This is a genomic window from Algibacter luteus (genome assembly GCF_900141715.1).
In the GTDB taxonomy this organism is placed as follows: Bacteria; Bacteroidota; Bacteroidia; order Flavobacteriales; family Flavobacteriaceae; genus Arenitalea; species Arenitalea lutea.
This window is the reverse complement of the sequence record NZ_FQYK01000007.1, coordinates 50,658-71,447: the sequence shown is the minus strand read 5'-3', so window position 1 is coordinate 71,447 and position 20,790 is coordinate 50,658. Positions and strand designations below refer to the sequence as shown.

17 protein-coding genes are annotated in these 20,790 nt (G+C 33.1%); 11 read left to right on the top strand and 6 right to left on the bottom strand.

The annotated features are described in order from the left end of the window. The first annotated feature begins 141 nt into the window (after positions 1-141). Entirely contained in the window at positions 142-1,101 is a 960-nt protein-coding gene (locus tag BUA46_RS12740; protein ID WP_162129535.1) for a tetratricopeptide repeat protein, read from the top strand. Here BUA46_RS12740 and rsmG read toward each other — a convergent pair whose 3' ends face one another. Continuing rightward, positions 1,102-1,731, bottom strand: coding sequence for a 16S rRNA (guanine(527)-N(7))-methyltransferase RsmG (rsmG, locus tag BUA46_RS12735; protein ID WP_019387891.1), 630 nt, complete (start codon positions 1,729-1,731; stop codon positions 1,102-1,104). Positions 1,732-1,957: 226 nt separating this feature from the next. Here rsmG and BUA46_RS12730 point away from each other — a divergent pair, with 226 nt between their 5' ends. Together BUA46_RS12730 and BUA46_RS12725 are read left to right on the top strand one after the other, a co-directional pair. Next, positions 1,958-3,052 carry a fatty acid desaturase family protein gene (locus BUA46_RS12730; RefSeq protein ID WP_019387892.1) on the top strand — a complete coding sequence of 365 codons (1,095 nt, stop codon included), beginning with the start codon at positions 1,958-1,960 and terminating at the stop codon, positions 3,050-3,052. A 36-nt stretch (positions 3,053-3,088) separates the two neighbouring features. Next, positions 3,089-4,273 carry a pyridoxal phosphate-dependent aminotransferase gene (locus BUA46_RS12725; RefSeq protein ID WP_019387893.1) on the top strand — a complete coding sequence of 395 codons (1,185 nt, stop codon included), beginning with the start codon at positions 3,089-3,091 and terminating at the stop codon, positions 4,271-4,273. Positions 4,274-4,495: 222 nt separating this feature from the next. Here BUA46_RS12725 and BUA46_RS12720 read toward each other — a convergent pair whose 3' ends face one another. Both BUA46_RS12720 and trkA read right to left on the bottom strand, forming a co-directional pair. Further along, positions 4,496-5,989, bottom strand: coding sequence for a TrkH family potassium uptake protein (locus BUA46_RS12720; RefSeq protein ID WP_026010063.1), 1,494 nt, complete (start codon positions 5,987-5,989; stop codon positions 4,496-4,498). 13 nt (positions 5,990-6,002) lie between these two features. Continuing rightward, positions 6,003-7,352: a Trk system potassium transporter TrkA gene (trkA, locus tag BUA46_RS12715; RefSeq protein ID WP_019387895.1), complete on the bottom strand. Its 1,350-nt coding sequence runs from the start codon at positions 7,350-7,352 to the stop codon at positions 6,003-6,005. A 137-nt stretch (positions 7,353-7,489) separates the two neighbouring features. Between trkA and ubiE the strand changes: the two genes are divergently transcribed. After that, positions 7,490-8,215, top strand: coding sequence for a bifunctional demethylmenaquinone methyltransferase/2-methoxy-6-polyprenyl-1,4-benzoquinol methylase UbiE (gene ubiE, locus BUA46_RS12710; protein ID WP_019387896.1), 726 nt, complete (start codon positions 7,490-7,492; stop codon positions 8,213-8,215). Between the two features lie 4 nt (positions 8,216-8,219). Beyond that, positions 8,220-8,951: a type IX secretion/gliding motility protein PorT/SprT gene (porT, locus tag BUA46_RS12705; RefSeq protein ID WP_019387897.1), complete on the top strand. Its 732-nt coding sequence runs from the start codon at positions 8,220-8,222 to the stop codon at positions 8,949-8,951. 55 nt (positions 8,952-9,006) lie between these two features. Here porT and BUA46_RS12700 read toward each other — a convergent pair whose 3' ends face one another. Continuing rightward, on the bottom strand, positions 9,007-9,729 hold the full coding sequence (locus BUA46_RS12700) for a TrmH family RNA methyltransferase (RefSeq protein WP_019387898.1): 723 nt from the start codon (positions 9,727-9,729) through the stop codon (positions 9,007-9,009). Positions 9,730-9,846: 117 nt separating this feature from the next. Between BUA46_RS12700 and tamL the strand changes: the two genes are divergently transcribed. The 3 genes from tamL to accD all read left to right on the top strand — a co-directional run bounded on the left by tamL (position 9,847) and on the right by accD (position 14,837). Continuing rightward, positions 9,847-12,396, top strand: a complete 2,550-nt coding sequence (gene tamL, locus BUA46_RS12695; protein ID WP_019387899.1) for a translocation and assembly module lipoprotein TamL — start codon at positions 9,847-9,849, stop codon at positions 12,394-12,396. Between the two features lie 203 nt (positions 12,397-12,599). Continuing rightward, on the top strand, positions 12,600-13,667 hold the full coding sequence (fbaA, locus tag BUA46_RS12690) for a class II fructose-bisphosphate aldolase (RefSeq protein ID WP_019387900.1): 1,068 nt from the start codon (positions 12,600-12,602) through the stop codon (positions 13,665-13,667). Positions 13,668-13,979: 312 nt separating this feature from the next. After that, complete coding sequence (gene accD / locus BUA46_RS12685) at positions 13,980-14,837, top strand: acetyl-CoA carboxylase, carboxyltransferase subunit beta (protein ID WP_019387901.1); 858 nt, start codon at positions 13,980-13,982, stop codon at positions 14,835-14,837. A 73-nt stretch (positions 14,838-14,910) separates the two neighbouring features. Here the strand turns inward: accD and BUA46_RS12680 are convergent, their stop codons facing one another. Further along, on the bottom strand, positions 14,911-16,011 hold the full coding sequence (locus BUA46_RS12680) for a sensor histidine kinase (protein WP_019387902.1): 1,101 nt from the start codon (positions 16,009-16,011) through the stop codon (positions 14,911-14,913). A 138-nt stretch (positions 16,012-16,149) separates the two neighbouring features. On the opposite strand from BUA46_RS12680, the gene rpsO reads away from it, so the two are divergent. After that, the gene (gene rpsO / locus BUA46_RS12675) at positions 16,150-16,419 is read left to right on the top strand and encodes a 30S ribosomal protein S15 (protein ID WP_019387903.1); all 270 of its coding nucleotides are present in this window, start codon (positions 16,150-16,152) and stop codon (positions 16,417-16,419) included. Positions 16,420-16,737: 318 nt separating this feature from the next. Continuing rightward, positions 16,738-18,993 (top strand): polyribonucleotide nucleotidyltransferase, encoded by a 2,256-nt coding sequence (locus tag BUA46_RS12670; RefSeq protein WP_019387904.1) that lies wholly within the window; start codon positions 16,738-16,740, stop codon positions 18,991-18,993. Positions 18,994-19,062: 69 nt separating this feature from the next. On the opposite strand, the gene BUA46_RS12665 is transcribed toward BUA46_RS12670, so the two are convergent. Then, entirely contained in the window at positions 19,063-19,557 is a 495-nt protein-coding gene (locus tag BUA46_RS12665) for a hypothetical protein (RefSeq protein ID WP_019387905.1), read from the bottom strand. A gap of 176 nt (positions 19,558-19,733) precedes the next feature. Here BUA46_RS12665 and BUA46_RS12660 point away from each other — a divergent pair, with 176 nt between their 5' ends. Beyond that, positions 19,734-20,735, top strand: coding sequence for a hypothetical protein (locus tag BUA46_RS12660; protein WP_019387906.1), 1,002 nt, complete (start codon positions 19,734-19,736; stop codon positions 20,733-20,735). Positions 20,736-20,790 lie beyond the last annotated feature (55 nt).

Genomic DNA, 20,790 nt, shown 5'->3' with positions numbered 1-20,790 from the left:
TTATTTTGTGAGTATTATATCGATATTTCTAACAATTTTTTATCTAAAATTCACGAAAACATAAAATTCTTTAAATCATTTATTGAAAAAAAAATATTAACTTTAATAATAAAACGGCATATTATTTGTTTCTATTCTACTATGAAAAAAATCTTTCTACTTTTTCTAATTTTATTCCCTACACTTTATTTTGGGCAAGCGAATAAAATTATAAGACAAGCTTCCCGTGAAACAGATTTAAATAAAAAAATTAAGCTTTATAATGAAGCCATAAAACTAGAACCAGAGAATTTAGACTTTTACTTTTATAGGGCTATTGCTAAAAATGATATGGGCGATTATAGTGGCGCAATCGTTGATTACTCAAAAATTATTGTTGAAGAGCCTGACGCCGACACCTATTTTAACAGAGGAAATTCACGATACAGCTTAAAAGATTTTACAGGTGCAAAAGAAGATTATGCTAAAGCCTACATGCTTGACGAGAAATTTATTGATGCCCTTTATAGTTTAGCTTGCGTAAAATTAGATTTAAATGAATATGAAAGTGCTATTAAAGATTTCACTGCAATAATAAAACAGGCTCCGGAAGCAGCCAACGTATTTGCTTTAAGAGCTACAGCTTATTCGGCAATTGAGCAGTATACTAATGCTTTAAAAGATTACACTACCGCTATTTCAATTCAGCCTAACGCCGATAATTATTTTAATAGAGGTGCCTTTTTAATGGAAATGAAATATTATAAAGATGCCTATATTGATTTAACAAAATCATTAAGAAGTAACAAAAACAACCCCTACGCATATTTTTACAGAGGTGCTGCTACTTTATTTATTGGCAAATACGACGAAGCTATTTCTGATTTTCAAGAAGCCATAAAATTTGATTCACTAGATTTTGATTCCTACTTAGGTCTAGCAATGGCTTATATAAAAATTAATGATACTGCCAATGCGAAATTAAATTTCGATAAGGCTAATAGCATATTAAATCCCGATAAACAAGCCTCTTCAATTGAAGATTATAATAACACATATTGGTTTCAAGAACAATATTTTTACTTTAATAATGCAATTAATGCCTTAGTTAAGATTGATTAATTATCCTTTATATTTCATTGGCAAATGAACTACTTTTTTCGTTTCATAAAAATCTTCACTATAATAATCACTTAAATTATAAATAGTTGTGGTTCTGTAATCTTTAAGTTCTTCAGATAAATCACCTCCTTTTAAATACAGAATACCATTTTTAAGTTCATGCTTCTGATCTTTGGCAATCTTGCCTTTTACCCAATGCACAAACGTAGGCATTGCGGCAACAGCTCTACTTATTATAAAATCGTATTTACCATCAATGTTTTCCACTCTGCTGTGTGTTGTTTTTACATTGGTTAACCCTAAACCTGCAACAACCTCATCTACCACTTTTAATTTTTTAGCAATACTATCAACCAAATGAAATGAACAGTCTGGAAACATTATAGCTAAAGGTATGCCCGGAAATCCTCCTCCAGTACCTACATCCAAAAGTTTACTACCAGGTTTGAATTCTATTACTTTAGCAATGCCTAGAGAATGCAAAACATGGCGTATATATAGCTCATCAATATCTTTTCGTGAAACAACATTAATTTTTAAGTTCCAATCTTGATATAAAGATTCCAATTTTTCAAATTTATTTATTTGATCTTCTGTTAGATTTGGAAAGTATTTTAAAATAAGATTCATTAGCTGTTTTATTTAATCGAGTAGTTGCAAGCAAACGTAATGTACGCCCTTAAAACATAGAAAATTTGGCCTATACACTTTCTACGTCTGTTAAATTTTCAACAAAAATATACTTTTTATATACATATTTTTACATAAAAACGTTCTTTGTTGAGTTGGATAATACATATCTTTGCCCCATGGTATAGATTATAAATACCATACAGATTAAACTAAATTAAAAAATATGAGTAAGCAAGCACTTTCGTTTTCAAGAAAAGACCCTGCAAAGTTTTTTAAAACTTTAAATAAACGTGTGAATGATTATTTTAAAGAAAATGATTTAAAACGTACTGGTAATTGGAAGTTATACACAAAGGCTATAGTGATGTTTGCATTATTAATAGTTCCTGTGGTTTTAATTTTAACTTTAGATTTACCTGCTTGGGTTCAAATATTAGGAATGGTAATTGTTGGTATTGGTATGGCTGGTGTAGGCATGAACGTGATGCACGACGCCAATCACGGCTCTTTTTCTAGTAAAAAATGGGTTAACAAACTCATGGGTAGCAGTATTTACATATTAGCTGGAAACGACTACAATTGGAAAGTGCAACACAATGTTTTACACCATACCTACACAAACATACAAGGACATGACGAAGATATTGATGCCGGAAGAATCATTAGATTTTCTAAACATGCTGAATGGCTTAAAATTCACAAATACCAAAGATTTTATGCTTTCTTTTTATATGGTTTGTTAACTGCAAATTGGGCTATAACTACCGATTTTGTGCAAACTTATAAATATTTAAAAAGAAAATTAGCCTATGGCAAAATGCCTAATCCTGCAACACAGTGGACTAAACTAATAATTGGAAAAATAGTGTATTATTCTATTTGGGTGATTTTACCTTTATCATTAGGTTTTGCATGGTGGGAAGTATTGATAGGATTTTTTGTAATGCATTATACTGCGGGTATCATACTAAGTGTTATTTTTCAATTGGCTCATGTTATGCCAAATACAGAAATGCCGCTTCCTGATAGTGAAGGCAACATGAAAAACACTTGGGCTATACATCAATTACATACCACGTCTAATTTTTCGCCAAAAAGTTGGTTTGTAGAATTTTATACTGGTGGATTAAACCGACAAGTAGAGCATCACTTGTTTTCAAATATTAGCCACATACACTACAACAAAATAGCTAAAATAGTTAAAGAAACTGCTCAAGAATTTAGCTTGCCTTACAATGAGTACAAAACTTTTTGGAAAGCTGTAGCAGAGCATTACAACCAATTAAAAGTACTAGGAGAAAAACCTAGTTTAGCCTAAATTTTTATATACCGATCAAATACCTAAAAAAAACAAATGCAATTACTATCTGATAGAATTTTAAACATGGCTACGTCTGCTACTTTGGCAATGGCAGCAAAAGCTAGAGAGCTTAGAGGCGAAGGAAAAGATATTATTGGCTTAAGCCTAGGAGAACCAGATTTCAACACTCCAGATTTTATAAAAGAAGCCGCAATTCAAGCTATTAATGAAAATTACAACTCTTATACACCCGTTGATGGTTATGGGGAATTAAAAGATGCGATTATCATTAAATTTAAACGTGATAATAATTTAACTTACACCCCTACACAAATAGTTGTATCTACTGGTGCTAAACAGTGTTTAGCTAATATCGCAGGTGTGATGCTTAATGAGGGCGACGAGGTTATACTACCATGCCCGTATTGGGTAAGTTATGCTGATATTGTGAAATTAAATGATGGTGTTCCTGTAGAGGTAGAAACTTCGATTGATACCGATTTTAAAATGACACCGGCACAATTGGAAGCCGCTATTACACCAAAAACAAAAATGTTATGGTTTAGCTCGCCATGTAATCCAAGTGGTTCTGTTTACAGTAAATCTGAATTAAGAGCATTAGCTGATGTATTGGTGAAACATCCAAACATTTATGTGGTTTCTGATGAAATATATGAACACATAAACTATGGTGAAGGACATGCAAGTATTGCAGAGTTTGATGATATGTACAACAATACCATTACAGTAAACGGTGTATCGAAAGCTTTTGCCATGACTGGATGGCGTATTGGATACCTTGGTGCTCCTGAAAAAATTGCTAGAGCTTGTAACAAAATGCAAGGACAAATAACTAGTGGCGCCAACTGTATTGCACAACGTGCGGTAATTACAGCTTTAAATGAACCGGCTTCTCGTGTACAATACATGATTGATGAATTTAAGGTACGTCGAGATTTAATTTTAAAATTAGTTAACGAGATTGAAGGATTTAAATCTAACACTCCAGATGGCGCCTTTTATATTTTCCCTGACGTTACCTATTTTTTTGGTAAAACTTTAAGAGGAAAGAAGATTAATAATGCAACTGATTTTTCTTTATATTTATTAGAAGAAGCACTTGTTGCAACAGTTACCGGCGAAGCCTTCGGAAATCCTGATTGTATTAGAATTTCTTATGCTGCTTCGCAAGAACAAATAATTGAAGCTATTAAACGAATTAAAGATGCCGTTAGTTAAGTTGATATAACACAAAACAAAAAAAGTCACTAAAATAGTGGCTTTTTTTTGTTTTAAGATATTTCTAATTTGTGAAAACTAACACGAAACACTCGCGTTAGGGATTGTAATGGTTAGCTTTTGGCGAGGCGCGCATCGAGCCAAAACTAGTAATGAAAAGCCCGACCCTTGCGGTAACCTGCCCATCGGCAGGCAGGCGCCCAAATAACAGGAGCCAACTTATTATCTATTTCTCCAGAAAAATGGGGTGAATAAAATGAGGACGGTAAAGAGCTCTAAACGCCCTATTAGCATTAAAAATGATGCCCACCATTTACCTAAGGATGGCAGTGGTGCGTAGTTGTTTATAGGGCCATAATCGCCTAAAGCAGGACCTACATTACCTAATGTCGAGGCCGCTAAACCGATGGCAGATTTAAACTCGATGCCCAAAATAGAGAAGCCCAAAGAACCAATAATGAAAGAGAGCATGTAAAGGATGAAAAACCCTAGGATATTAAATACGATATCGCCAGATATGGCGCGTTTGTTATAGCGAACTGGCAAGATAGCACTTGGGTGTAGGGTGCGTTTGAACTCTAAAAATCCGTTTTTAATTAGGATTAAATGACGTACTACTTTTACACCTCCTGAGGTACTTCCTGCAGAACCACCTAGAAACATTAATCCGAAAAAGAAGACCACCAAAAAGGGGGTCCACATGGTATAGTCGGCAGTTACAAAACCTGTAGTTGTTATAATAGCAAGTACTTGAAATAAGGCATGCCTAAAGGCGCTTTCGCCCTCACCCCAAACCATAGGATGATTTACTGAAGACGCCGAAACATCGGCTCTGAAATATATAATTAATGCCGCTATTATTGTAAATATAGCTACAAACTTGAAGTAGAGTTTGAACTCCTCGTCGTTTATAACTTTTTGAACTTTACCTTTAAACGCAAAATAACTTAATACAAAGTTTGTACCTGCTAAAAACATAAACAGGATGATGATGTATTGAATTATTGGCTGGCTATTCCAATAAGCAACACTCGCATTTTTGGTTGAAAACCCACCTGTAGATAGTGTACAAAGCGCATGATTTATAGCATCGAAAAACGACATACCTGCAGCACTTAGCAATAAAGTTTCTGCAGCGGTATAACCAAAATAAATTAACCAAAGGCGTTTTGCTGTATCGGTAATTCTGGGGTGCAATTTATCGGCATTTGGACCAGGAGCTTCGGCAGCAAAAAGCTGCATTCCTCCAATACCTAGCAATGGTAAAATGGCAATGGCTAAAACAATAATACCCATACCTCCTATCCAATGTGTTAAACTTCGCCAGAACAATACACCTTTTGGCACTGCTTCAATATCGTTTAAAATTGAAGCTCCAGTTGTTGTATAACCCGACATGGTTTCGAAAAAAGCATTTGTAAAACTTGGAATACTTTCTGTAAAAACATACGGCAACGTTCCTGAAAGTGACATGATAATCCAACCAAAACTAACGACGATATAGCCCTCGCGCTTATTCATTTCTTTGGTATGATTTTTTGTAAAAACCATAGCGATAGCTCCTAAGAATAAGGTAGCAAGACCTGCTAAAAATATTTGAAGTGATACACCATCTTTATAAATATAACTTACCAAAGAAGACAAAAGCATAAAACCACCATTAAACAACATGAGCAATCCCAAAAAATGGAAAATAATTTTGTAATTAAGCTTCATGGATTTGCGCATACTAACGGAAAAGTTTTTCAACACCTTTAATGGATTGTAATAAACTGCAAACTACAACCTTATCACCTTCTTGAATCTTAAAATCGCCTAAAGCAATAACACCTTCGTCGTTTCTAATAACACCACCAATAATTGCAGATCTAGGGAAGTCGATATTTTTTATGTATTTATTGCATATAGACGAAGAAGCTTTTACCTCAAACTCTAGTATTTCAGCATTCATGTTGCTCAACTTTGTCATTGCAAGCACTTCGCCTTTTCTAATATATCTGAAAATGTTATTTGCAGCAAGTAGTTTTTTGTTGATTAAAGTTTCAATACCAACAGAATGCGAAAGCTCGAAATAATCCATGTTTTCAACAAGTGCAATGGTTTTCTTAACTCCTTTTGATTTAGCTACAAGGCATGACATGATGTTGGTTTCAGAATTATCGCCAACCGCAATAAAAGCATCCATACCACTTATATTTTCTTCATCAAGAATATCTACATTTCGTCCGTCACTTTGAATAACCAATACATTTGGTAAATCGTCAGCAATATCAAAAGCACGTTCTTTATTCGCTTCTAAAAGTTTAACATTAAAACCTTTATCGCTTAAATCTCTGGCCGATTTAAAACCTATTTGGCTTCCGCCCAGAATCATAACATCTTTAATATCTGTATTATCTTTTCCTGTAAGTTTACAAAGTTCTTCGGCTCCACCCTCAGAGGTTATAAATACCACATTATCGCCTCGTTTAAATTCAGTATCTCCTCTTGGAATGATAGTATATTGTGTGCCAAATCGTTGAATAGCTATAGGAATAAAATGAATTTCTGGTAAAATTTCGGCTGCTTCCTTCACCATTTTACCAACAAAAGAGGCAGAACTAGAAAGTGTTAATCCAACCATAGTAAGCGCACCATCTTCAAACTCGTAAGTTTCATTAAAGGAAGATTGTTTTAATGACAGTTCAATTTCTGCTGCTGCCAACGATTCGGGAGAAATTAATTCATCTATACCAAATTTTGTAAACCCGACTTCATCTTTAAAATTTATAAACTCGGTATTGGTAATTCTTGCTATGGTTTTTTTTGCACCTAACTGTTTCGCTAAAACACAAACGGTAATATTGGTAGTTTCAATTGCTGTTACGGCAATGAATAAATCGCAGACGTCTATTTTAGCTTCCTTTAAAATAGCAATTGAGGTTGTATCTCCTCTTAAAACTTTAATATCTAAATGCGTATCTGCGTATGCTAAGCTTTCTTTATCTATGTCTATTAAAGTAATCTCTTGGGATTCGTAAGACAATAATTTTGCTAAATGAAATCCTACTTCACCAGCACCAGCAATAATTATTTTCATTATTTAATTATCATAAAAAGTATAGCAAAGATAGTATAAAATAAATATTGAAGATGGAAATTGATTATTATAATATTTAGAATTCTTATTATGTTTAGCTTTCTTAAAAGATTATATTTGCTGAAAAAATTTAAGATTTGTCGAAAGTAAAGCCTTATAAAAACAGCGACTTAGGTAAAAAAGAACAGGTTACCCAAATGTTTGACAACATTTCTGGTGATTATGATGGTTTGAACCGCGTGATATCTTTTGGTATTGATATTAAATGGCGGAAAAGAGTTGTTGAAATAGTTAAAAAGTCGAATCCTGACACTGTTTTAGATATCGCTACTGGCACCGGCGATTTAGCTATAAATCTTGCTGAAACCAATGCAACTAAAATTGTAGGTTTGGATATTAGCAGTGGTATGCTTGAAATTGGGAAACAAAAAATTAACAAAAAATCATTAGAATCTAAAATTGAAATGGTTTTAGGTGATTCTGAAAACATGCCTTTTGAAGATGATTCATTTGATGCTATTACCGTTGCTTTTGGTGTGAGAAACTTTGAAACTCTTGAAAACGGTTTGAAAGAAATATACCGAGTTTTAAAACCTCATGGAACATTTGTGATTTTAGAAACCTCTGTTCCCACAAAAACACCATTCAAACAGGGTTATAAGTTTTACACCAAAAATATTTTACCGCTTATTGGTAAAGCCTTTTCTAAAGACCGAAGTGCCTATAAATATTTAAGTGATTCTGCATCCGTATTTCCATATGGAGAAGCCTTAAACAATATTTTACGTAATATTGGGTTTATAAATGTTGAAGATTTCCCTCAAACCTTTGGTGTTGCAACTATTTATAAATCGTCTAAGTAATTATATGAAGTATTTTTTTGCCTTTATTTCTTTTTTATTCATCATAGAAACTTCTAACGCTCAGTTATTTAAGAAAGAAAAAGTGACCTATGACGCCAACCAAGGACGAGGATCTACCGATAACAATTTGTTACGCTGGGGGTACTTTTTAGGCATTAATAATTACGATTTTAATTTTGACTATAACACCGATTTACGCGATATATATGTAAAACGAAGCCCAGGCTTTAGCGTTGGTCTTATTGGTAATTTACGTATAAATAGTTTTATTGATTTGCGTTTAGAACCTGGTTTACTTATTACGACTCGAGAATTATATTATGGGCAAGAATGGTTTCAAAACGAACCAGATGTTAAAGCTTCAGATTTAGTAAGAGAGGTAAAATCGACATACATCCATATCCCTTTATTATTAAAAGTATCGACGAAACGAGTTAATAATTTTAAACCTTTTATTGTTGGCGGGTTTTCAACAGCACTCAATCTATCTAGCAACGAAAACAACCCTGAAGACAATAGCAACGGACAATTTAGAACAACCAAAAATTCTATTTTCTACGAATTAGGTTTTGGTATCGACTTCTATTTGTACAACTTTAAATTTACACCTTCTATTCGTGGGCTTTTCGGAATTAACGATGAATTAGTTAGAGATAACGACCCTAATAGCCCTTGGACAAGTAATATAGCAGGTATGCAGACACGTGGTGTTTTTATAAACTTTACGTTTCAATAAGCTACAAGTAAAAAAGAATCAATAATTATTTTTAATTTGTTACGTGATTGTTATTTTAGAATCGTCTGCAAAATTCGCTTAATAAAATAGCAGTTGCTGTAGCTACATTTAAACTTTCGGTTGCTTGAACATCTCCAAACCTTGGAATTGATATTTTTTCTGTTACAAACTTTTCAACTTCGTTTGAAATGCCATTGGCTTCGTTACCCATCACTAAAATACCTTTTTCAGGGAGTGTAGTTTTATAAACATTTTCACCTTCCATAAACGCACCGAAAACAAGTAAATTGCCTTCTTTTAAAAACGAAACCAAATCAACATAAGAAATATTTACTCGTGTAATTGAACCCATAGTTGCCTGAATAACCTTGGGGTTATAACAATCTACAGTTTCTTTACTGCAAACCAACTCCTTAACACCAAACCAATCACATAATCTAATAATGGTACCTAGATTTCCAGGATCTCTTATGGCATCAAGAGCAACAATAAGACCAGACTGTTCTATAGCTTTAAATTCTGGTATTTTAAAAATTGCAAGTGCTTTATTTGGGGTCTTTAAAAAACTAATGCGCTTTAAATCTACTTCCGTGATTAAAACTTCATCTTTGGCATTAATATTGAACGATTCTGTAGTAAATAATAAGTGAAGCTTAAAATCTGAATGCAATAATTCTTTTATTGTTTTAATTCCTTCAACAACAAAAAAACCATGCTGTTGTCTATATTTTTTTTGCTTTAAACTCGTTATTAATTTTATTTGACTTTTAGAAAGCATTTATATTTTTTATGTTTAAATAATGTATTTTTGAATCGATTATCAACATTTCAATTACAAACTTACAAATACTGACGTCTTTAAAAGTCTAAAACTTAAATTAACTATTAATTTCATTTGAAAAAACAGCTCTCAAAAATATTAATTTTAGCATTACTTGCAGGTTATTTATACTCTTGTAACGCAGTGAAAAGAGTTGCTGAAGACGAGTATTTACTAACTAACACGACTGTTGTTGTTAATGAGAAAAAAGATAATACCGAAACCATAAACAATTTACTATATCAAAAACCCAACAGAAAAATAGCCGGTATTCCACTTCGCCTCCATATTTACAATAAGGCCAGACCGAATCGAGATTCTCTTTTTGAATCTTGGTTAGATAAAAAACCTAAACGAAGAGAAAAACTAACTAAACGTTTTTCGCAAAAGCAAGTAGATAAGCTTAAAAAGACTGCAGTTGGTTTTAATAATTGGCTTAAAGAAACCGGAGAAGCCCCGGTTATTGTTAATGAAGAAAAAACCAAACGATCGGTTGGTAGACTTAAAGATTATTACATAAGCAATGGGTGGTTTGATGTTGAAGCAGACTATAATATTGAAAAAAAAGATAATAAACGTGCCCAAATAACCTACGAAGTCGCAACAAAACAAGCCTTTTTAATAGATTCAATAACAGAAACTATAAAGTCGCCAATTATTGATTCCTTGTACAAAAGGTTTGAGAAAAATGCATTAATAAAAACTGGAGAACAATATCGAGTAACAAATTTTGAACAAGAGCGCGAACGCATATCAAATGAATTATTAAATTCTGGTATTTATCATTTCAATCAAGATTATATCACCTTTGAAATGGATACTATAGGCACCAACAAAAAAGTAAATGTTGGCATTAAAATACAAGACAGAGCCATAAGAACTCCAGATTCTATACGACGAGAACCTTTTAAAGTTTATAGAATTAGTGATGTCAATATTATTACCGATTATAGTTATGAAAACCGAAACAAACCCTTTCAAGATTCGGTGTCGTATGGTGGTTATAAATTGTTCAGTTATGGTAAAATGCGATATAGACCAAAGGCCATTACAGATGCTATTTTTATATCTCCAGGAGCGGTTTATCGAAACATAGACCGAACTAGAACCTATCGTTATTTAACTGAGCTTCGTACGTTTAAATATCCTAATATTGAATATTTTGAGAATCCAGATAACACATTAACAGATACCATTCGACTGTCGCCTTTAAAAAAGTTTAATTTAAATTTTAGTGCCGATGTATCGCAAAGTAATATTCAGCAAGTAGGTTTTTCGCTTAACCCAAGTTTACAAATTAGAAATATTTTTAAAGGCGCTGAAACCTTGTCGTTATCGGGTATTGGTTCTATTGGTGCATCTGAAGATGCTCGAGAAAAAGGCGACCCGTTTTTTGATATCGTAGAATATGGTTTAAACGTAAAATTAACCATCCCAAGATTGTTTTCTCCGTTTTATACAGAAAACATCATTCCAAAATACATGTCTCCTAGTACAAGTATTGGCTTAGCTACCACTAGTCAAACCAACATAGGATTAGATAAGCAAACTTTTAGTGGTAATTTTAGTTATAATTGGTATCCCAGCACCAAGGTTACAAACAGATTAGACTTGTTTAATATTCAATTTGTAAACAATAAAAACCCAAATAATTACTTTAGTGTTTATACCAATGCCTTTGATAGTTTGGAAGATATTGCACTCGACTCTTATAATACTCCTTCAGAATATATTTCAACAAATGAAGCTGGAGCTGAAAGTTTAATAGAGGAAAAAGCAGACGATTTTATCGATTTAGTTTTGAGTGATACCAACTATGAATCAAGTAATTCAACCGACTATCAAGCCGTTTCGGGCATCAGCGAACGTAAAAACAGATTAACAGAAAACAACTTAATTTTATCGTCTAGTTTTAGTTATTCAAAAGATGATAGAACGAATTTATTTGATAATGATTTTTCTATTTTTCGAGCAAAACTTGAATTGGCAGGCAATGTATTAGCTAGCACTTCAAAACTTTTAGGATTGAAAAAAGATGATGAAGGTCGTTATCAATTTCTTGATGTTGCCTATTCCCAATACGTTAAAACCGAACTTGATTATATTAAACACTGGGATTTAGGCAAAAAAAATGTACTTGCAGCTAGAGGATTTGTGGGTATAGCTATTCCATATGGCAACTCCAACAGTATTCCGTTTGCAAAGAGTTTCTTTGCCGGTGGACCTAACGATAATCGTGCGTGGAGTGCCTATAATTTAGGTCCTGGAAGCTCTGAATCTACGAACGAGTTCAATGAAGCTAATTTTAAACTAGCTTTTAGTGTAGAACAACGATTCAATGTTTTTGGCGATTTAAATGGCGCTATTTTCGTTGACGCCGGAAATATTTGGAATGTTTTAGACAATGTTGAAGATGATGCTGCCACTTTTTCAGGGTTTAATTCATTAAAAGACATTGCGGTTGGTTCTGGCTTTGGGTTACGATACGATTTTAGTTTTTTTATATTCAGATTTGATGTTGGTTTCAAATCCTACGACCCCTCTTACAGTGAGGGTAACAGGTGGTTAAACGACTTTAACTTTACCAACGCTGTTTATAATATTGGTATCAACTACCCTTTTTAATAGATACAGTTTCTACCTTTATCACTATTTAAACTTATTTATTACCACTGTAAAACTCATAATAACAAGTCACTAAACTCAAAATTCTACTAAAACGTTTTAGTCAAACTTTACGCTTTCAAAGGTAAAAACCGACACTAATTATTATAAAATTGATTACTTTTGAATTTTACTAATCACTAATTAAATTTAAAACATAAGTAATGGGACACAACATAAAACCAGGGGTTGCTACAGGCAAAGAAGTACAAGCTATTTTCAACCACGCAAAAGCTAATAACTATGCGTTACCAGCAGTAAACGTAATAGGGTCAGACACTATAAATGGCGTTTTAGAAACGGCTAGAGATTTAAATGCGCCTGTAATTATACAATTCTCTAATGGTGGTGCACAATTTAATGCAGGTAAAGGTTTAAGCAACGATGGGCAAAAAGCAGCCATTGCAGGAGCAGTTGCTGGAGCAAAACATGTACATACCTTAGCTGAAGCTTACGGTGTTACTGTTATTTTACATACAGACCATTGTGCTAAAAAATTACTGCCATGGATTGATGGATTATTAGATGCTAGTGAAGTACATTATAAAGAAACTGGAAAATCATTATTCAGTTCACATATGATTGACCTTTCAGAGGAGCCAATTGAAGAAAACATCGAAATTTGTAAGCAATATTTAGAAAGAATGTCTAAAATGGGCATGACTTTAGAAATAGAACTTGGTATTACAGGTGGTGAAGAAGATGGTGTGGATAATACCGATGTTGATGATTCTAAATTATACACACAACCTGAAGAGGTGGCTTATGCTTACGAAGAATTAAGTAAAGTAAGCGATCAATTTACTATTGCTGCGGCTTTTGGTAATGTACATGGTGTTTACAAACCAGGAAATGTCAAGTTAACTCCAAAAATCTTAAAAAATTCTCAAGAATATATCTCGAAAAAATACGGTGTAGAGCATAATCATATCGATTTTGTATTCCACGGCGGATCTGGTTCTACAGTTGAAGAAATTCGTGAGGGTATTAGCTACGGAGTGATTAAAATGAATATCGACACCGATTTACAATATGCATTTATGAGTGGTATTAGAGATTATATGAACTCTAAAGCTGATTATTTAAAAGGACAAATTGGAAACCCAGATGGAGACGATGTTCCTAACAAAAAATATTATGACCCAAGAGTTTGGTTACGTGAAGGCGAAAAAACTTTTGTGGAGCGTTTAAAAAAGGCTTTTGAAGATTTAAACAATGTAAATACTCTATAATATTAGGGCGTTTGTTAAGGGTTGAATTTTTAATTCTTTCCCGAATGTTAACGGAAAGAAACATTGCTTTGATTCTTTAACACAAATAATATATAAAATCCTGTTTTACAACTAACTAAGTTAGTTTAGAGCAGGATTTTAATTTTTACTATATTTAATGATTCGAGATTGGAGTCACAAATTTTGAGTTTGATTAATAAAAATAGTAATTTTGTACACTTTGCAAACGCAAAAATCAACTAACCAAAATCCATGATTTTTAGATTTATTATAAATCAAAAAATCGTAAAAACTTAAAAAATAAATCAATATATGTCTTGGTTTAAAAGAAAAACAAAAGGAATTACAACAACTACCGAAGAGAAAAAAGACACCCCAAAAGGACTGTGGTATAAATCTCCAACGGGTAAAATTGTTGATACTGAAGAGTTAGAAAAAAACTATTACGTTAGTCCAGAAGACGGGTACCATGTAAGAATTGGTAGTAGAGAATATTTTGAAATTCTTTTTGACGATAATAAATTTAAGGAGTTAGATGCAAATCTAGAATCTAAAGACCCTCTTAAATTTGAAGACACCAAAAAATATCCAGATCGTTTAAAAGCTGCACAGAAGAAAACCAAACTAAAAGATGCGGTTAGATGTGCTGTTGGAAAATCTAAAGGTAAAGAATTGGTGGTAGCTTGTATGGATTTTGCTTTTATTGGCGGATCTATGGGAAGTGTTGTAGGTGAAAAAATTGCTCGAGCGGCAGATTATGCGCTTAAAAACAAATTGCCTTTAATGGTTATATCAAAATCTGGAGGAGCTAGAATGATGGAAGCTGCATTTTCATTGATGCAATTAGCCAAAACATCTGTAAAATTAGCGCAATTAGCCGATGCTCAATTGCCTTACATTTCATTATGTACCGACCCAACAACAGGAGGAACTACGGCTTCTTTTGCTATGTTAGGCGATATTAATATTGCAGAGCCTGGAGCTTTAATAGGATTCGCTGGACCACGTATTGTAAGAGATACAACTGGAAAGGAGTTACCAGAAGGATTCCAAACTTCAGAATTTTTACTAGAACACGGGTTTCTTGACTTTATAACGCTGCGTAAAGAGCTTAAAGACAAGGTAAATAAATATTTAGATTTGATATTGAATCAACCTCTAAGAAAATAAAATGTAGTATAAATATAAAAAAAAAGAGTCGGTAAAATTACCGACTCTTTTTTTTTGAAATTGAGCAATTAAACTAACCTGGTCTGAAATAAACCATAAACTTAGAACCTTTACCTACTTTACTTTTCACCTTGATTCGACCTCCAATAGTCTCAACTTGATTTTTTGTGATAAATAAACCGACACCTGTGGAATCGCTATGATTATGGAAGGTTTGATAAAGCGAAAACATTTTTTTTCCATGTTTTTTTAAGTCAATGCCCATGCCGTTATCTTGTACGGTCAAAACAATTCGATTATTTTTTAATTTGGTTTTTAAAATAATATGCCCTGTTCTAGATTCTTCTCGGTATTTAATAGCATTTGTTAGCAGATTTAATAATATGCTGTCTAGATAAGCCTCAATACCAATAACTTTTACATCTTTTTCGATTAAATTCTCAATCTCACAATTATTATTTTTTGCCAAAGATGCTATGTTGTAAATGGCATTTACAGCATAATCATATAAATTTAATGGTCTAAGTTGAGATTTATCGTATTTGGAAAATTTAGCTATTTCTGTAAGGTGCGCGACGGTATCTTGTAAATTTTGAACCGCTTGTTTTAATACTTTAAAACTCTCATTGGTTGAAGTTTCAGGGATTTCTTCTTCAACAAATTTTGTTAAATTATCTAAATTCCCTGCATGAGTTTTTAAATTGTGAGTAATTATTCTTGAGAAATTTAATAGGCGCTGATTTTGCTCTTTTATAACTTTTGCAATTATAGCTCTATTATTGTCTTTACGCTTACGCTTGGTAATATCTTGTACTTGTGAAATAAAATATTTTGGTTTATTTTCTTCATCTCGAACTAGAGAAACCGATAATTGCGCCCAAATGAGGTCCCCATTTTTGGTAAAATAGCGCTTCTGCATTTTGTAGTTTTCTATTTCACCTTTTAGAAGTTGATTTAATTGACGTAAATCTAAAGGTATATCTTCTTTATGCGTGATATCTTGGAAAGTAAGACTTAACAGCTCATTTTCTGTATAACCCAATATATCGCACAAACTTTTACTTACTAATAACCACTTTCCATCTAAACCCACAATTGCAATACCATGATAGGCATTGTTAAAAATTTCGGGTAATAAATTGGTATCTATGGCATTGGTAAATATTTTATCCATGGATATTAAGTATTTTCATGTTAATTTAATAAAAATTTTACAGAAAAAGAAGTCTTGTTTAATTATAAAAAATACCTATCTTTGCCGCTCGAAAGAAAGGCTTTCGTGTACATAACAATCATTTACAATAATATTAGCATGTATTTAGCAAAAGAAGCAAAAGAAAAACTTTTCGCAAAACACGGTAAAGGAAAGAACGATACTGGAAGTGCAGAAGGACAAATTGCGTTATTTACGCATAGAATTAATCACTTAACTGAGCATTTAAAAAATAATCGTAAAGATTATAATACTGAGCGTTCTTTAGTGAAATTAGTAGGAAAGCGTCGTGCTTTACTAGATTACTTAACTAAGAAAGATATCTTAAGATATCGTGCCATAGTAAAAGAATTAAATTTAAGAAAATAATATTTATAAAAAAGAGGCTATTTCTAGCCTCTTTTTTGTTTTTGCGTTAGGGATTGTAGTGGCATCCTTTTTTGCTTTTTCTGCAAAAAAGATATAGCGAAAAGCCCGACCCCTTGTGGGTAACGCCCAATAAAACAACTCCAGCGTAAGAGTTTAAAGAACGTTTTAGAAGAAGCTAGATTCCGAGGCGAAATCGGAACAAACAGTTTTTCATTGGTCAAGACTTTAAAGTCGCACACACAACAACTACACACAACACAACGACCATTGTTTAACATGATTTGAGTATGATTATACTTGAATTACAAGAAAAAATTTATGATTCCAAAAGTTTTTAAAGAGGTTATAGACCTTGGTGACGGTAGAGAAATTTCTATTGAAACCGGAAAATTAGCAAAACAAGCTCATGGTAGTGTTGTTGTGCAATCTGGAAAATGTATGCTTTTGTGTACAGTTGTTTCCAATTACAAACAAGCCGATGTGGACTTTTTACCTTTAACAGTAGATTATCGTGAAAAATTTGCAGCTGCTGGTAGATACCCTGGCGGTTTCTTTAAAAGAGAAGCTAGACCAAGTGATGGTGAAGTTTTAACTATGCGTTTGGTAGACCGTGTTTTACGTCCGTTATTCCCAAAAGATTATCATTCTGAAACTCAGGTGATGATTCAATTAATGTCTCATGATGATGATGTTATGCCAGATGCTATGGCAGGTTTAGCCGCATCTGCAGCAATTCAATTATCTGATTTCCCTTTTGAATGCCCAATTTCTGAAGCCAGAGTTGGTCGTGTAAATGGCGAATTTATTATCAATCCAACAAGATCACAATTAGAAGAATCTGACATCGATATGATGATTGGAGCTTCGGCTGATTCTGTAATGATGGTTGAAGGTGAAATGAATGAGATTTCTGAAGAAGAAATGACTGAAGCTATAAAGTTTGCACATGAAGCAATTAAAGTACAATGTGCTGCTCAAGTAAAATTAGCTGAAGCTTTCGGTAAAAAAGAAGTACGTGAGTACGATCCAGAACGCGAAGATGAAGATTTGGCTAAGAAAATTCATGATATGGCATATGACAAAGTATATGCTGTTGCTAAAGCAGGTTCTGCAAAACATGAACGTAGTGCTGCATTTGCAGAAATAAAAGAAGAAATAAAAGCTTCATTCTCTGAAGAAGAGTTAGAAGATATTGGTGATTTAGTTTCTAAATACTACAGTAAAGCTGAAAAAGCAGCAGTTAGAGATTTAACATTAAATGAAGGTTTACGTTTAGATGGTAGAAAAACTGACGAAATTAGACCAATTTGGTGTGAGGTAGATTATTTACCATCAACCCATGGTTCTTCAATTTTTACACGAGGAGAAACTCAAGCTTTAGCTACGGTTACTTTAGGTACAAGTAGAGAAGCAAACCAAATTGATATGCCATCTTTTGAAGGTGAAGAGCGTTTTTATTTACATTACAACTTCCCTCCTTTTTCAACCGGTGAAGCAAGACCAATTCGTGGGACTTCGCGCCGTGAAGTAGGACATGGAAATTTAGCACAGCGTGCATTAAAAGGTATGGTTCCTGAAGATTGCCCGTACACTGTACGTATCGTTTCAGAGATTTTAGAATCTAATGGTTCTTCTTCAATGGCAACGGTTTGTGCTGGAACTATGGCGATGATGGATGCTGGTGTTCAATTAAAAAAGCCTGTTTCTGGTATTGCCATGGGATTAATTTCTGATGCCGATTCTGGAAAATATGCTGTTTTATCTGATATTTTAGGTGATGAAGATCATTTAGGTGATATGGACTTTAAAGTAACAGGTACAGCTGATGGTATAACGGCTTGCCAAATGGATATAAAAGTAAAAGGATTAAGTTACGAGATTTTAGTAAATGCCTTAAAACAAGCTCGTGATGGTCGTTTACATATCTTAGATAAAATTACTGAGACCATTGCTACACCTAATGCTGAAGTTAAAGAACACGCACCTACAATGGTAACTAGACGTATTCCTAATGAATTTATTGGCGCATTAATTGGTCCTGGTGGAAAAGTAATTCAAGAATTACAAAAAGAAACCGATACGACTATTGTAATTAATGAAGACCCAGTTACAGAAGAAGGTGTTGTAGAAGTTTTAGGTGTTGGAAGTAAAGGTATTGATGCTGTAATGGCAAAAATAGATTCTTTATTGTTCAAGCCTGAAGTTGGAGGTACTTACGAAGTTAAAGTAATTAAAATGTTAGATTTTGGAGCTGTTGTTGAATATATTCAGGCTCCAGGAAATGAGGTTTTGTTGCACGTAAGTGAATTAGCTTGGGAACGTACTGAAAATGTTTCTGATGTAGTAAATATGGGAGACGTATTTAACGTGAAGTATTTTGGAGTTGATCCAAAAACACGTAAAGAAAAAGTATCTCGTAAAGCTTTATTAGAAAAACCAGAAGGTTATGTAGCAAGACCACCAAGAGATAACAATAGAGATAATCGAGGTCGTGATAACCGAGGTAGAGATAATCGTGGACGCGACAACCGTCGTGACGATAGAAGGCCAAGAGACAACAAAAAAGAGGATTAGTTTCTTTTTTCAAATCTTAATAACAAGCCCGTTTCAATTTGAAACGGGCTTTTATTTGTTTAGGTATATTTATTTATACTTTACCTTCTCAATCATTTCTTTAAAAAGCCTCCATTTATCAATATCTCCATTTATAACATAAGTTTCAGAGTTTTTAAACGCACTGGAGATTCCTCCTATTGCAGCTCCTCCAATAGCTCCTAAGCTCCCAAAAGCTATTGCGCCTTCGCCTGCTGTGTAACCCCACCAATCAGATGGATCTGCGGTTGCAACTCCCAATACTATTCCAATAGTTGCGCCTGTTGCTGTAGATGCTAAAACACTATTCCCTTCAGATCGTTTCGTTTTAATTCGCCAGATATCCTTCACTTGAATATTCTGCTTTTTTTGACCTCTTTTCAAACACAAAATACTATCGTTCATAAACACAATTTTACCTTTAGCTATTTTTTTTCTTGATTCTGAAAATACACGAATGAATAAACTATTTGTTTCTGTTTGGGTATAAACACAAACACCTTGCATCAAAAGAGCGGTGATAATAATATATTTAATTGTTTTCATAATAAATTGATTTAAATATCACACAAAAACTGCTTAGCAACTGATATGCAATTGATTAATAACTTAAAATTAGTTGTAAAAATCACATAGGCATATCGTAAATAGTCTGAAAAACTCATTTATTTTTCTTAATTTTCACAAAACCATTCTACTTCCTACTTGCAATTTTTGAAAAAATGCAAGAATTATTTATTAAATATTTAAAGTCTAAATCCAATAATAACACTTCATTTGTTGACGAAATTGCTTCGGTACTAGATATTGGCTACGATGCTGCTTATAGAAGAATCAACCAAAAAACAAGTATTTCATTAGAAGAAGGAGTTAAACTCGCAAAACATTATAAAATTTCATTAAATAAGTTATTTGAGGTTGGAAGTAGTACAACCATTCTTGCAGACTTATCGCCACCAATCCATAACATTGTGGGTTTAGAAATGTGGCTAAAACAATCTTATAACAACGTATACCCATTAACAAAACTAAAAAGTGCGACCATAATTTATTCAGCTAAAGACATTCCACTTTTTCACACTTTAAAAGATTCGTACTTGTCGCGCTACAAAATGTATGTTTGGTTAAAAGATGTAGATCCAGAAATGACTCGAAATAAAATTTCGTTTGATCATTTCATAAAAAACATTCCAGACTCTCTGCTAGAAAATGCTTTTAAATTAGGACAAGTATATAAAGACATAAATATTACTGAAATATGGAATAACACAACTATTAATGGTTCTTTGCAGCAAGTACTCTATTATTTTGAATCTGGCGCGCTCTCAAAAGAACTCGCTTTACTAATTTGTAAAGATATTGAAGATGTTGTACACCTTATTGAAAAACAAGCTATCCAGCAATGTTTAGTTGGTTCAAAAAATAAATCAATCTACAATCTTTATATAAATGATATACATACAATGAGTAACACCGTTATGGTGAAAACTCCACATCAAAAGGTATTTTTTACTCCTTTTACAGTAATAAGTTATTTTAAAATTGAACACCAGCCAACTTGCGAACTCATGCATGAGTTCTTTGAGAAACAAATGAGCATTTCCAAATTATTGGTTAATGCAGGAGAGAAGGACCGTTCTCTATTTTTCAATAGAATGCACCAAAAAATTAATAGATTACGAGATCGCATTATTATTGATAATGACGCATTTGATTTTGAGTAACTCAGGTACTTCCAAAAGTTAAACCTTGTTAATTATTTGCTTATGTGTTGATTTT